Origin of the sequence: Paenibacillus sp. HB172176, assembly GCF_011947265.1 — a bacterium.
Taxonomy (GTDB): domain Bacteria; phylum Bacillota; class Bacilli; order Paenibacillales; family Paenibacillaceae; genus Pristimantibacillus.
In genome coordinates, this window is the sequence record NZ_JAATHD010000015.1 from 34,970 (window position 1) to 49,093 (window position 14,124).

Consider the following 14,124-nt stretch of genomic DNA (forward strand, 5'->3'; position numbering starts at 1 on the left):
CTCGCCATAAGTCTATGTAACTCTAATTATATCTGCTTTCCACCTCAAGGAAGGAGGTAGAAAAAACAATGAAGAGGGATACTATTCTCTTATTTCTGCGGGCAGACATGCGGGAACCCGCCTGTGCAGAAGCACGGGGCGGGCCGAGTCATCCTTATCCTCTGAGCTTCTTTGTCGTTTCGCTTATGATCGCATACCATTGTTTCCATTCGTCATTCGCGTTCCTGGCGGCGCCTTCCTTCTCCGCAATGGTCTCCCCGGACAGCTTCTCCTTGATGCGATGGGATCGATCCTGCAACGGATTTGACTGTGATTTTGCATTAAACTCTGTCATGCGGCAATCATCCTTTCAGCCAGCCGTCCCGCAGCGCGAACAGCTCTCTCAGCTCATCTGTATTCAGCTCCGTAATCCAGTTGTCGGATTGGCCGACAACCTGTTCATTGAGCGATTGCTTGCTTTCGATCATCTCGTCGATCTTCTCTTCCAGAGTGCCAAGCGTGATGAACTTATGCACCTGCACCTGCTTCGTCTGCCCGATGCGGAACGCACGATCGGTGGCTTGATTCTCGACAGCCGGATTCCACCAACGGTCGAAGTGGAAGACGTGATTGGCGGCGGTAAGATTAAGCCCCGTGCCGCCAGCCTTAAGCGAGAGCACGAAGGCCGGGCATGGCTCCGCCTCGGACTGAAAGCGAGTGATCATCTCATCCCTCTTGCCCTTCGGAACACCTCCATGCAGATAGGGAACGGGCATGCCCAATTCCCGCTCCAGCATCGCCTGAAGTCTGCTCCCCATCTCCACATATTGCGTGAAGATCAGGCAGCGCTCGCCTTCCGCCGCGATTTCCTCGCACATCTCCAGCAATCTGGCCATCTTGCCCGATCTGTCCAGAGTCCAAGAGGCGGCATCGTCCTCATGGAGCATTAGCGCGGGATGATCGCAAAGCTGCTTCAGCTTGGTCAAGGTCGCCAGGATCAGGCCTCTTCTCTGCATCGCTCCCAGCGTGTCCAGCTTCTCCATCAAATCCGAGACCGTATTCTCATATAATGCGCCTTGCTCAGCCGTTAGATTCATATAGCTCTTCGACTCGATCTTGTCAGGTAGGGACAGTTGTATCGCAGGATCCTTCTTCACCCTTCGCAGCATGAACGGCTTGACCCAGCTCTGCAACCCTTGTATCAGCTTCTCGTCTCGGGATCGCTCGATCGGCGCGACGACCGCCTTGCGGAAATCATGCAAGCTTCCCAGATAGCCCGGATTGATAAAATCATAGATCGACCATAGCTCCGTCAGTCTGTTCTCCATCGGCGTGCCCGTCAAGGCAAGTCTGTGCTTCGCGGATAATCTTCGGATCGCGCCCGATTGCTTCGTATACACATTTTTAATATTCTGGGCTTCATCCAAACATAAGGCGTTCCAATCGATCGCGCAGAGATCCTCCTCGTCAAGCTGAGCGAGCGAATACGAGGTAATGACTAGATCGTATGGCTGCACGTCGTCGCGAAGCTCTTCTCCCTTCAGGCGCTTGCTTCCATAATGCAGCAGAACCTTCAAGCTGGGCGCGAATTTCGCCAGCTCCTTCTCCCAGTTCCCGATGACTGAGGTTGGGCAGATCAGCAGAGACGGACCTTCTTCCAAGCACGCTTCCTTCATGCAGATGAGATAAGCCATGAATTGAATCGTCTTGCCGAGCCCCATGTCATCGGCCAGCACGCCGCCGAGGCCGAATTGTCTGAGGAACAGCATCCATGACAGCCCTTGCTGCTGATAGGGACGCAGTTCTCCGAGAAAGCTGGCCGGCGGATCGATCAGCGGAATTTGCGAGATATGCTGCAGCTTCTGGAGCCAAGCCGTCAAATGCTCGTTAAGCTCGACCTCCGCTTGCAGATCCGCATCGAGATCTCCGCTTATATCAAGCTCGGAGCCTCCCCGCAGATGCATCTCCAGCACATCGCGGAAGGACAAGCCTTTCCGCTTCCCAACGCGCTTCATCCATTCCTTGATTTGGGCCACATCCTTCGGGTCCAGATGCACCCATTCCTCCCCGACTCGGAAGAGGCGCTTGTTCTCCTCCGCCATCTGAAGAAATTGCGACTCCGTCAAATCCAGATTGCCAAGGGCAAGCTTCCAGTCGAATTGCATGATCTGGTTTAAACCGAACATCGGCTGAGCCGATGAGCCCACGGATGATTTCAGCTTCGCCTTCAACCGCAGCTTGCGGGAACGAACGGCTTCCCACCACGCGGGAAGCAGCACGGCGCTGCCTGCTTCGAGAAGCTTGATGCTTCCCTTCTCGAGAAACTCCCAAGCCTCTTGCTCGGTGAGCTTCTCCCTCAGTTGCTTGTGCTGAGGACCGTCTTCCAAATGAGGGAGCAGCAGCAGCCATTTCGCCGTTTCCTTCTGGAGCTTCTCTGGAAGCAGCGGCTGCCAGCCCTCGGGAATCGCGGCCGCTTCCTCCCCGCTCTTCTCCAGCAAGAAGAAAGCTTCGTCCTCTTGTCGCTGCTGCAGCCGCATCCAGCTTCCGCCTTCCCGGTCTTGAATGGCCCTGTGCAGCTCCCAGCCCGTCTCTTCCTGAGGCTCGGTTAATTGCAGCGCGATACGGAACGGCAGCGTATCCTTCTCGAGGCCAATGGCGATCAGCCACTCCTCTTCATCCCCGCCCTTATGTCTGAGCACGCCATCTCCAGCCTTGGCGCCTATCGCCTGCCAAGCCTTCGCAGCGTCCGGATTGACGCTCATGATCTCTTCGATCGCAGCGCCGAGCCATGCATCGATATTCGCGTCTCCGTGCTCCCTCGCCGCCAGAAGCACAGTCTCCCACTGCTCGGAGAGCTCCTCCCGCTCCTTCGGGAACGCAAGCTTCCAGCCGCGCTCCTCCTCTGACCATTTGCTCCAATCAGGCAAGAACCAGCCTTCTATCATTGCCGCCCGCATGATCGCCGCCGCCCGCATGAGCACGGATAATCTTTCGGACCATTTGATCTGCAATAGCTGAACATGCGCTGGACTCCACATATAGTCAACGGCTTGCAGAGGCGTCAGCCTAAGAAAGCTGACGCCCCCTCTTCGATCCTCCTCTACCTCCGTTCCGTACCAACTGGCTTTATGCCAGCCGAACAGCAAAGAACGAAGTCTGCCTTCGGACAGCTCTGACTGATCGTCCCCGAACAAGACCAGGCAGGAACGATTCTCCTCCTGCGACCAATGTCCGTCTACCTTGAGACTTCGAATGTTCGTTAATCCCCTCATGTGACCAGCTTCCCTTTCCACAGCTCTTCCTGCAACGCTCTAAGACGCTGATGTTTCACCGTCAGTCCATTAAGATAGACCTGCCATTTATGCGTTTCCTTCGCGGTCTTATAGAGCTTCTCCAGCTTCTTCAGATGCTTCACCGCCATACGGTAGCCCTGCCTGTTGCGCGATTGAATCGCCGCTTCAACGGCTTGATGATAGAGCGGCATCAAAGCGTGCGGAGCGGCTTTGGCCGCCTCGCGAAGCTCGGTTGCTTGAATATCCTCCGGCTTAATGCCGATTAGCAATTGCAAATCCGCCCACTGCGGATATTGCTTCTTGGAAAGCCAATGCTCGGAGAGCTCCGAATACGAGTAAGGCAGGAGCTCTGTCATATATGTCATCCATACGGGCTGTTCCCCCTTATCCTCGTCGGCTTTGCGGCAAAGCGCCATAAACGGACCGATATTCCGAAAATTTCGGTTGGCGTAAACGCGCTCGTACAGGAAGCTCATCCACTGCTCTGCGAGCGCCCACTTTCCCTCTTCCATCCGCTGCGCGGCACAGGGATAGATCAATCGCTGGCAGCGATCGAAGGGACAATCGGAGAAGAAGCGTATCGCATCCAAATCACGCTCGTCGTAGAAGCTTAGCATAGCAAGCACAATTGTATAAAAAGAAGCGTCCCGTTCCTCGCTTCTCGCTTCGCGATATTCCTCATTCAATTGACTCCGTTCATTCTCGAACCACGCTTTGTTGCTGGACAGCTTCTCGCATAACGCGATATAGATTTCTCCCCATTCGAAGAGCTGTTTGTCAGACAGCAGAGCTCTTCTCTTGGCGAATGCGGTAATGGCAGGAACAGCGCTCAGTTCGAGTTCTTCCATTCCCTCGGGCTCCAGCTCATTCACGAGTGTAATCGCATGCTCCAGCCATGGCTCCGCCATTCTCTGGAACGAAATTTCATGATAATAGCGGCTGAAGCTGTCGACGGAGTTGATCGCATGCTCGGCCTGCTCAAGCACGAATAAGATTCCCGTTATCCAGTGCAGCCGCTGCAGTCTCTTGTCCCAATCCCTTGATAATCCCTTCAAGCTGGATAGGACCGGCTGCAGCGCATGCAGCGAATGGCGGCATTTCTTCCAGCTGTCTCCATATTCGGCTTCCATCCAGCTCAGCCATTGCTCGGCGCCGTCTCCTGAGCCAGTTCCTTGCTCCTCTGCTTGTTCCTGCGCCGCAGCCTCCTTCGCGCCCCGATTCATCAGCTCGCTCGCCGGAAGGAGACCTAATATACGAAAGTAGGCGCGTTCCGCTTGCGCAAAACCGCCCTCATAATTGTCGCAATATTGGAAGAACACCGCAGCCATATGCTTGCAGAAGCCGCCGAACGGACATGTGCAATGGCTAAATTTGAAATGCTCCGCATCAATGACAATCGCATAGACATCCGAACCGCGCACAATGCCCGTAAGCGTATGATGCATGGTCGCCTCCGCCTTCTGAACATTGCCGTTCCGATAATAATTCCATCCACGCTTCACGATCGTGCTGGAAATCTGTTCGCCGATCTGCTGTTCAAGCGTGCTTTGCAGCTTCTCCATAAGACGCATGCTCACCTTCACCCGCTTCCCTTCCGAAGAAAATCGCATAATGACTAGTATATCAAAAAAAGGCCCAAACGACGAATCGATTCGGGCGTAAGTCATTGATCAAACAGAAGCGCAAGAGTCCATCTGCTATTTGCGAAGCAGAAGCCGGAGCGCCCAGCCTCTCTCGGCGCGCTTCCTGTAACGGGGAAGACTTCGGTACATGCGCAATCCCTCTTCAGCCGCGGCTTTCGCTTCCTGCTCTCTTTGCATTGATTTATAAATGTCGGCCAGCCTGTAATAGGCTTCGCAGGAAGAGGATTGCAGCTCTTGGAAGGCGCTCAAATACGTCAGCGCCAGTTCTTTGTCCTTCTGCGCGTGCATCACTGCCAGTCGCAAATACGGCTCGCCGTATTTCACTCTCGGATTGAGCTCCAACGCTCGAAGCATGAAGCGATTGCCGCGATCCCTGTCGCCAAGCTTCCAGCAGCAATGCCCCAGATCATCCCAGAATTCCGCCGAATCCTCCAGCACCTCTTGCAGCGGCTCCAGCAGCTTCAGCGCTTCCTTAAACTTCTTGCGCTCAATGAGCAGGCGCGCAAGCTCCTGCTTGGCGGATACGAGATTGGGCGAATTCTCGATTTGGTCCTTCAGCGCGCGAATCCGTTTTCCTTTTTTGAGCGGCTTCAAGATGCTTGGGGTGAGCCCGACAAACCGCCGATCAAGCACATACAGCAGGACAAGCACGACAATAATCGCCAGAATGGGATTGCCGAGCAGCCTGTTCAGAATCAAAAACAAGATACCGAATTTAAGCATAAATTCCTCCATGATTACAATTGTTTCTTTCTCTGTCTTTCTTCCATTGTAGCATGATTAATTTGGAAATTGATCATAATAACGTGAGATCTTTGCCAAAATCGCACAAAGGAGCGTTATTCCATGAATTCGGATAAACACACCAAGAACTCCTCCTCAGCAAGCTTGACTACTCGCCAGGGCCACCCCGTAACCGATAACCAGAATATTCGGACAGTAGGCAGCCGAGGGCCGTCCACGCTGGAAAATTATCATTTCATTGAGAAAATATCGCATTTCGACCGCGAGAGAGTGCCGGAGAGAGTCGTTCACGGCCGAGGAGCCGGAGCGCACGGTTACTTCGAAGCCTACGGAGAGCTGGGCGGCGAGCCGATTTCCGCTTACACCAGGGCGAAGCTCTTTCAGGAGAAGGGCAAGCGCACGCCGGTATTCGTGAGGTTCTCCACCGTTATTCACGGGACGCATTCCCCCGAAACGTTACGGGATCCGCGAGGCTTCGCGACCAAGTTTTACACAGAGGACGGCAATTGGGATTTGGTGGGCAATAACCTGAAAATCTTTTTCATTCGGGACGCCATGAAATTCCCGGATATGGTGCATGCGTTCAAGCCCGATCCCGTCACGAACGTGCAAAGCATGAAGCGCTTCTTCGACTTCGTGTCCCAGTCTCCTGAAGCGACGCATATGATTACGTTCCTGTTCTCGCCGTGGGGAATTCCCGCGAATTATCGGCAGATGCAAGGCTCTGGCGTGAATACCTACAAGTGGGTGAATGCTGACGGCAAGGCGATACTAGTGAAATACCACTGGGAGCCGCTGCAAGGCATTCGCAATCTGACGCAAAGGGAAGCCGAACAGCTTCAAGCGAAAAATTTCAATCACGCGACTCAGGATTTATATGAAGCGATTGAGAAGGGAGATTTTCCGGCATGGGAGCTTCAGGTGCAATGGATGAGCGACGATGAGCATCCTGAGCTCGATTTCGATCCGCTGGACGACACCAAGCTTTGGCCGGAAGATCGTTTCCCCATGTATCCCGTTGGCAAGATGGTGCTCGACAGGAATCCCGACAATTACTTCGCCGAGGTCGAGCAAGCCGCTTTCGGGACGGGCGTCTTGGTTGACGGACTCGATTTCTCCGATGACAAAATGCTTCAGGGCCGCACCCTTTCCTATTCCGACACGCAGCGTTACCGCGTTGGAAGCAACTATCTGCAGCTGCCGATCAACGCGCCGAAGACGAAGGTGAACACCAATCAACGCGACGGCAACATGGCCTACAGAATCGATATCGCCGACGGTCAGAATCCGCATGTCAACTATGAGCCCTCTTCGCTTGGCGGCTTGAGCGAGGCCTTACCTTCTGGGACAGCCTATGAACCTCAGTATCACGCCAAGCTGACTCGCGCACCGATCGAGCGTCAGAACAATTTCAAGCAGGCTGGAGAGACCTATCGGCAGCTGGAAGCATGGGAGCGAGACGAGCTCATCTCCAATCTGGTCGAAGCCTTGGCAACCTGCACCTCGTATATTCAAGATAAGATGGTGCAGTATTTCACGGAAGCCGATTCGGATTATGGGAAGCGAGTGTCGGAGGATCTTCGGGCCATGTCGGAATCCTCTCCCATGGAGCATGTGGGCACCCCTGCCGCCAACCAGGGTATGGAGGCCGCCGAGGAACTGGGGCATTCGACGGACGGATACTGACGGTTCCGGTAATCAATTGAGGTAGTCTAAGATGAGTTTTGAAACCTTGAAGGTCAAATTTAAAAACAGACCAAGCGATGTTGGGCAAAATCACTTCGGTCTGTTTTGATTATATACGCGATGAATTCTACAATATCGACGAAAAAGACAGCATCATAACATGCTGTCTTCATACAATCCATCTTTCTTGCATGTAAAAGGCTGTCACCCTGACAATCAGGAATGAAAATCCGGCTTGGCATCCGGTTGATTGGGTTAAATTTGCAACTCCCCAAGCTTAATTAGCTCGACAACCGCTTGCGAACGACCTTTGACGTTCAGTTTTTGCATTACATTCGAAATATGGTTGCGAACGGTTTTCTCGCTGATAAATAGCTGTCCAGCAATATCTCTTGTTGTTTTATCCTGCACCAACAGCTCGAATACCTCTCGTTCACGATGCGTCAATAAAAACTTGCTCTTATGGTCGCTTCCCTTCAAAGTTTGTCACCCCTCCTTGCTCGGGTTTTTATGGTATAACAAGGTCTAGGGATACAGTCAACTTATCATATGAAGGGGGGGAGCAAGTGGTGCTGTCTATGCGGAATTTGGGCACATTAGACCGAATTCCGCTTCATTTATTCATCCATCTCCGCATGTACGATGAGGCGATGCGTCGGATTGACTAGCGGATCGCATGTAATGAGCGTCAAGAGCTTGTCGGTCTTGTTGTAATTCAACACGGACACGTCAGTCGGATCGACAATCAATACTTCATACACCGTATAAGTAAACTTGCCTTTCTTCGTCTCGAGCGTAATGGAATCGCCGACTTCAACCTCGTTCAAGCGATTGAACAGACTGCCGCGCTTCTTCATTCGATGCGCGGCGATCGCCGTATTGCCGACTTTGCCAATCGCAGCCGTCTCCGATAGATGCACGGCGGCATGGTTCATATTCGAGGCGGTCGCTCCCTCGAGAACGGGCAGCGTCAGATCGATCTTGGGAATTTTCAGCGAGGCTATCGCGCTCGGCTTCGCGACCGTGTTCGTCGGAGCAGGAGCCGAAGCCTGGGGCGAAGGCGAGCCTGCCGGCTCTGTCACGGACGGCGTCAAAGCGTCTTCGCCCCACGCGTCACTCCCGGCCGCCGCTTCATCCTCGAACAGGTTCGTTAATCCCTCGTACTGATCGAGCGCCTCCTGCTCCGCGAGACTGCCCGACATTTCCTCGTCCCAAGCCGACAGAAGCTTCGCCTGCTCTCGCTCGTTATGCCAAGCGTTCAGCTTCGGATAGGCCAAAATCATAATGCCTGCAACCACCAATACAACAGCTATCGCTTTTCTCATTCCACTCCCCCCGTTTCCACTGCTTTTCCGCCAGCGAATACCCACTTCTTGCTTCCATAGAAATTAACGAATACGATAAGAACCGTAATGACGGCCTTGGCAAGAAGCGGCCGAATAGCAAGCCACTGAGCGACTGCCGCCAGCAGCGCCACGGATAATGCCAGCATCATCAGATTCCAGAGCAAGAAACGCAGCGCCTGCTTATAATCCATCGATCTCCGCTTGACCGAAACAACGTCCTTTGCGACCTTCCTTCGGAACGTGATGCTGCTATTGAGCAGATAACTGTTCAGCATGCCGGCGCTGTATCCGCAAACCTGAGCAACAGCATAATGCACGGAAAGCCAATTGAGCAATGCGAAAACAGTAAAATCAACGCTTGTATTCAAGACGCCTATGAAACCGAACGCGATAAATTGAAGCAAATGGGGTCGATTTCGCATGCTAGACATATTTCCGATCCTGCTTCGTCTTCTCTCTCTTCTCTCCGTTGTGTGGGTTGCTGCCGTCTCCTTCTCTTGCCGCATCTTCCCCGTCGATGGGGTAGCCCTTCGTCTCGCGAAGGATATAGAGCGGCCGATCCTTGGATTCATCATAGATTCTTCCGATATATTCGCCGATAACGCCGAGCAGCAGCAGTATGATGCCGTTGAACAACAGAATAATCGCCATCATCGAGGCCCAGCCGGCTTTCGTCGTATCCGTGAACAAGCGCTGGAATAAGACGACAAGCAAGTATATAAAGCTTCCGAAGGACAGGAAGAAGCCGAGATATCCCGCGATTTTCAGCGGCTTGTAGGAGAAGGAGGTAATGCCGTCGAGCGCGAAGCCGACCATTTTCTTCAGCGGATACTTCGTCTCGCCGGCGAAGCGCTCCTCCCTCACATATTCCACGCTCGTCTGCTTGAAGCCGATCCAGCTGATAAGTCCCCTCACGAACCTATTTTTCTCCTTCAGCCCGCGCAGCACATCGCATACCTTGCGGTCGATCAAGCGGAAGTCTCCCGTATCCAGCGGAATATCGATTGTAGTCATGCTTCTCAGCACGCGATAGAACGCTTTGGCCGTCACTTTCTTGAAGATCGTCTCGCCCTTGCGCTCGAGTCTGCGCCCGTATACGACCTCGAAGCCTTCCTTCCATTTCTCAATCATGGCGAGAATAACCTCGGGAGGGTCCTGAAGATCCGCGTCAATAACGATAATCGCTTCTCCCCCCGCATAATCCATTCCTGCGGAAATCGCAATCTGATGGCCGAAGTTGCGCGAGAAATCGAGCAGGCGAACATGGGGATCGAAGTCGGCTATCATCGTCACAAGCTCGACTGTCCGATCCTTGCTGCCGTCATTGACGAATATGAGCTCGTAGCCGGCTTCCGTGCAATCCATCACCTGCTTGAGCCGGTCATAGGTATGCTCGATCACCGCTTCTTCGTTATACATCGGAACAATAACGCTGTACTTTATGGAAGCTGTCATGAATGATCTCCTTCTGATTCATTAGAATACCTAGAATACCCAGCTCGGGAACCATCTTAAGACGATATTCACATATCGCGCCGGCACCTCGAAGCCGGAGATTGCCGGATAGAACAGGACGAACATGAGTGTCGCGACTGTCATATAGAGATATCGCAATCTGGCGTATTTCGGATTAACGTCCTCCATGCATTTGAAGATATACACGATGCTCAAGATCATGAACGGCACCATTGCAAAATAATGATACAGGAACGTTTCCCTGGGCACCAGCATCCAAGGAATATATTGCGAGAAATAAGCGATCCACAGCATGTAGACTCCCTTGTCTCTGCGCTTCAGGCTAATGACGAGGGAAGCCAGCAGCGTGAATATCCCCGTCCACCAAATGAGCGGATTGCCCATCGCCACAATCGTCGATTTCATGCCGGACGCCAATTCCTTCCCGGAATAGTACCAGACGGGTCGTTTCATGAACGGCCATTCCCACCAGGAGGAGGCGAACGGATGCGTCGCCACCAGGTTGGCGTGGTATTCGTACATATGCACTTGATAATCGACGAGCGCCTTCCACGAATATCCTCCGTCCATCACCGACAATATCGGAATATAGGCGAGCGCGTAGATGGAGCCGGGAATGGCGATATAGAAGAGCAGACAGGCTGCCAAGGTGGAGACAGCATGCTTCGGAAATGTCCTTACCATGCGGTGGAGCGCCTCCTCGTCCATTCGCTCCCTGACATCATCCTCCAGCCTCAGCCATCTCTTGGCTGCGCGATATTCCATGTACCGCTGGCCGAGCGACCAGAACAGCATGACCGCCAGCCCCGCCCCGCCGTAGATGGCAATCCACTTCGATGCGGCTCCCAGGCCGAAGAACAGCCCTGCCATCCCGAGCGGAATCAGCGTTGTCGTTAGCTTCTCGCGGTAGAAGCTCATCGATACATATTTATGCATGAAATAGAACATTAACATGATGAAGAAAACACCATAAACATCAATCGTCGCAATGCGCGTCTGCGCGAAATGCATGAAATCAACGGCGAGCAATCCCGTAGCGAAAAGAGCGTATTTCGGCTGGCCGAACATTCTTCGCGCCATCATGTACATTATCGGCAGCATGACGATGCCGAACACGGTTCCCGCGATGCGCCAGCCGAATGGATTCAGACCGAACAGCTTGATGCCAAGCGCGATGATCAGCTTGCCGAGCGGCGGATGCGTATTCTCGTACGCGACAATGCCTTCGATATTCTCGTAGGCGGTGCGCGCGTGATAGATCTCGTCGAAATAGCTGCCATGCGTATAGGATTGCTGATATTGCATCAAATTCTGTTCATCGAACACGTTGTCGACGGTTCCTCTGGTCGGCTCGTTCTTCTCGTTCGTCACAATCTCCTTGATTGGCAAAGGCGTCTTGCTGCCGGCCTCGTAAATGCCAAGCTCGTTAATCGAGAAGCCTCTCTGCTGGACCGTCAGCTTCACATACCTCGCCTGAACGCTTACATCCTGAGCCTTCCAGGAAAATACGGCTACATGATTGCTGTCGATCTCAACGGGATCCGTCCACTGACCCGGAGAGAGCCCGAATTCATATTTGAACTTCCCGGTCCCGACTCCCCCGTAGCTTGTAATCCGGTCAAGTGATTTCACCTCGCCGAGATCGACATAGAAGCTGTCGCCGCTGGAGGAAGGCTGCCAATCCGTCACCGGTTCTTTCATGGAGCCCAGATGGTAAATCGCGACAATCGAATAGACAAGTATGATGGAGCCAAGCAGCGTCCATTCCTTGCGCGACAATCGAATGAATCGCGGTCTCTCCTCAAGGTTGTCGCGAACAGCAAAGTCCGCAAGCCTCCTCTCGTCCTCCGCCCTCTTATCCTCCGGCAATATGACGCTAAGCGACTGCCGGCGTCCCCTCGCGTAGAGGTCGAATCCGAGATAAATCATATAGAGCAGCAGACCTATATTGGCAATTGCGCAGAGGAACACCACCCCGTCGCCCTTCACATCGGTCGTGAACTCGCTGAAGGCAAGCACATAGCCCATATTGATGAAATTCGTAATCGTGAAGCCGTAGAACACTCGCAGCAGCCTGCGGTCCGCTGTTTGCAGAAAAGCAAACAGGGAGAGGAGCAGCACGGGAAACATATAGCGTTCATGCATCTTCGTCACGCAGATGAACACAAAGCTGATGAGCAGCGCCGCGATGAAGAAGGAGCGATCCGTCCCGCCTGTTCCCTGGCCATTAGGCTTGCCGCCCTCCCGGCTTCGAATGAGCGAGTACAAGACAGACAGTCCCGTCGCAGCGGCTACGAACAAGTATCCCCAAGCCTGATAGCTCATGAACAGCCAGCGCGTCTCGATCACGCTCCAATTGGCTCCAAGAAGCGCATACAGATTGAAGGCGTTCAACGTTGCGTATGGATAAGAGGAGAGCGTCCCCTTATAGAGGTCGTACAGTCCGCCAAGTCCTCCGCTTCCCCAGAAGAACGGCAGCGCAAGCAGAAAGAAGGTCGCAAAGCCGTAAAACGCGCTGACCGCGACCTGCCTCCAGCTTCTGAGATGAAGCAGGGCAAGCAGCAGCACCGGCATGAAGATGAACGCTTGAGGCTTAATGAGCACCGCGATCGCAAACCAGATCGAAGCGCCCGCGATCCTTCGATCCGCCAGCGCGGTTATGGACAGCACGAGCATCAATGCGAATATGCCGTCGACCTGTCCCCATGAGGCGGAATCCATTATGACTGCCGGATTGAAGAGATAGAGCGCTGCGGCTCCAAGTCCGATGGCGGGTCCCAGCTTCTTGCTCGCTGCCCGGAAAAGAACGCCGGCCGCGATCATATCGGCGACGATCGCGGGCAGCTTGTACAGCAGAATCGTATGCCCCTCCTGCGCTCCCCAGTCCAGCCACGATTTGATCGCGCCAAGAACATAGAGAATATAGATATAACCCGGCGGATAATCCACGAAGAAATCGGAGTGATAGAAGTTGCGAAGTCCTCCGTCCACCGCGCGTTCGGACCAATAGATGAACAGATTAATATCCGTCTTGTAGCCCCCATGCGTAATTGCAAGCCAAAGACGTATTCCGAGTCCCGCCAGGATGGCAAGCGCAAGCATAAGCGGAAGCGCCGACTTATCCCGCTTCAGCCATTCCCGATCCCTGAACAGGTAGCGATGCGCAATGAGATAGAGAAGCGAGAACAAGCTCAGCATGATGAGCATAGTAAGAATCGAAACCTTATGCGGCGCCTCGTCGCTCGAAGCGTTTCCAACGGTCGAGAGAGTCAGCGGAATGACCTCGACGCCTTCCGGCGCGCTGTCAACCTGCTCCGCAGCGACGGAATCGAACCAGGCTTTACCCGCGTTCAAGCTTCCGTATCCGCCCACGTTGAGCGCTATCGTCATTTCCTTCTGATCCTTGCCTGTTTTGCCATAGAATACGGAATACGCCCACTCGCCCTGCGTATCGTACACTTGCGGATAATAGGCGGCCACGCCTTCCACGGAAAGATGCGCGCCTTCCCCGCTATTGTCAATGCCCTCAGTTCGTATGTATCCCGAAATGCGGTAAATGCTGTTCCCATTAACGGTAATCTTCTGCAACAGCCTTGCGTGATTATCCGAATGATTGTCTATAACGGCCGATTGCTTGCCTGAGTAGTCGTTGCCTTGCTCCACGGAGAAGGAAGTGACGCCGTTATCCGCATACCATCTCTCTGTCGTCCACCCTGCAGGCACGCCGCTTGATGTCTGCTCGAAATCACCGTTCGACAGCAGGTTTCCCGCTGCCGACACTGCGGATGCCGCATAGCCCGATCCGGTCATCAGTAGCGCGCACAGTACAAGAGCGATCCGCAGCGCAGCGCCGCCAGTGGACGGCAGCAGCCGTTTCACCTTGCCAACTATTTTCATCGTCTTAACAATCCCCTTCATCCGCAGGTAATTCAATACATATTCACTTTATCGAATGCG

The 14,124-nt window shown here is 53.6% G+C and carries 9 protein-coding genes and 1 pseudogene; 1 reads left to right on the plus strand and 9 read right to left on the minus strand.

The window, feature by feature from the left end; all coding sequences use genetic code 11:
* Positions 1 to 154 precede the first annotated feature (154 nt).
* The 4 genes from HFP08_RS18380 to HFP08_RS18395 all read right to left on the minus strand — a co-directional run bounded on the left by HFP08_RS18380 (position 155) and on the right by HFP08_RS18395 (position 5,638).
* Positions 155 to 334, minus strand: a complete 180-nt coding sequence (locus HFP08_RS18380; protein WP_168122069.1) for a hypothetical protein — start codon at positions 332 to 334, stop codon at positions 155 to 157.
* Between the two features lie 7 nt (positions 335 to 341).
* Complete coding sequence (locus HFP08_RS18385; protein WP_168122070.1) at positions 342 to 3,251, minus strand: DEAD/DEAH box helicase; 2,910 nt, start codon at positions 3,249 to 3,251, stop codon at positions 342 to 344.
* The gene (locus HFP08_RS18390; protein WP_168122071.1) at positions 3,248 to 4,855 is read right to left on the minus strand and encodes an SWIM zinc finger family protein; all 1,608 of its coding nucleotides are present in this window, start codon (positions 4,853 to 4,855) and stop codon (positions 3,248 to 3,250) included. The genes HFP08_RS18385 and HFP08_RS18390 overlap by 4 nt, the downstream gene beginning before the upstream one ends.
* A 114-nt stretch (positions 4,856 to 4,969) precedes the next feature.
* Positions 4,970 to 5,638 (minus strand): tetratricopeptide repeat protein, encoded by a 669-nt coding sequence (locus HFP08_RS18395; protein ID WP_168122072.1) that lies wholly within the window; start codon positions 5,636 to 5,638, stop codon positions 4,970 to 4,972.
* 162 nt (positions 5,639 to 5,800) lie between these two features.
* On the opposite strand from HFP08_RS18395, the pseudogene HFP08_RS18400 reads away from it, so the two are divergent.
* A pseudogene (locus HFP08_RS18400) lies at positions 5,801 to 7,345 on the plus strand (catalase); the annotation flags it as partial.
* A 255-nt stretch (positions 7,346 to 7,600) separates the two neighbouring features.
* Here HFP08_RS18400 and HFP08_RS18405 read toward each other — a convergent pair.
* The 5 genes from HFP08_RS18405 to HFP08_RS18425 form a co-directional block, all read right to left on the minus strand.
* Positions 7,601 to 7,825 (minus strand): helix-turn-helix domain-containing protein, encoded by a 225-nt coding sequence (locus tag HFP08_RS18405; protein WP_168122074.1) that lies wholly within the window; start codon positions 7,823 to 7,825, stop codon positions 7,601 to 7,603.
* A 137-nt stretch (positions 7,826 to 7,962) separates the two neighbouring features.
* Positions 7,963 to 8,670 carry a class D sortase gene (locus tag HFP08_RS18410; RefSeq protein ID WP_168122075.1) on the minus strand — a complete coding sequence of 236 codons (708 nt, stop codon included), beginning with the start codon at positions 8,668 to 8,670 and terminating at the stop codon, positions 7,963 to 7,965.
* Positions 8,667 to 9,122, minus strand: a complete 456-nt coding sequence (locus HFP08_RS18415) for a GtrA family protein (protein ID WP_168122076.1) — start codon at positions 9,120 to 9,122, stop codon at positions 8,667 to 8,669. Before HFP08_RS18415 ends, HFP08_RS18410 begins: the two co-directional genes overlap by 4 nt.
* Positions 9,115 to 10,146 carry a glycosyltransferase family 2 protein gene (locus HFP08_RS18420; RefSeq protein WP_168122077.1) on the minus strand — a complete coding sequence of 344 codons (1,032 nt, stop codon included), beginning with the start codon at positions 10,144 to 10,146 and terminating at the stop codon, positions 9,115 to 9,117. Before HFP08_RS18420 ends, HFP08_RS18415 begins: the two co-directional genes overlap by 8 nt.
* A 30-nt stretch (positions 10,147 to 10,176) precedes the next feature.
* The gene (locus HFP08_RS18425; RefSeq protein WP_240941556.1) at positions 10,177 to 14,064 is read right to left on the minus strand and encodes a glycosyltransferase family 39 protein; all 3,888 of its coding nucleotides are present in this window, start codon (positions 14,062 to 14,064) and stop codon (positions 10,177 to 10,179) included.
* Positions 14,065 to 14,124 lie beyond the last annotated feature (60 nt).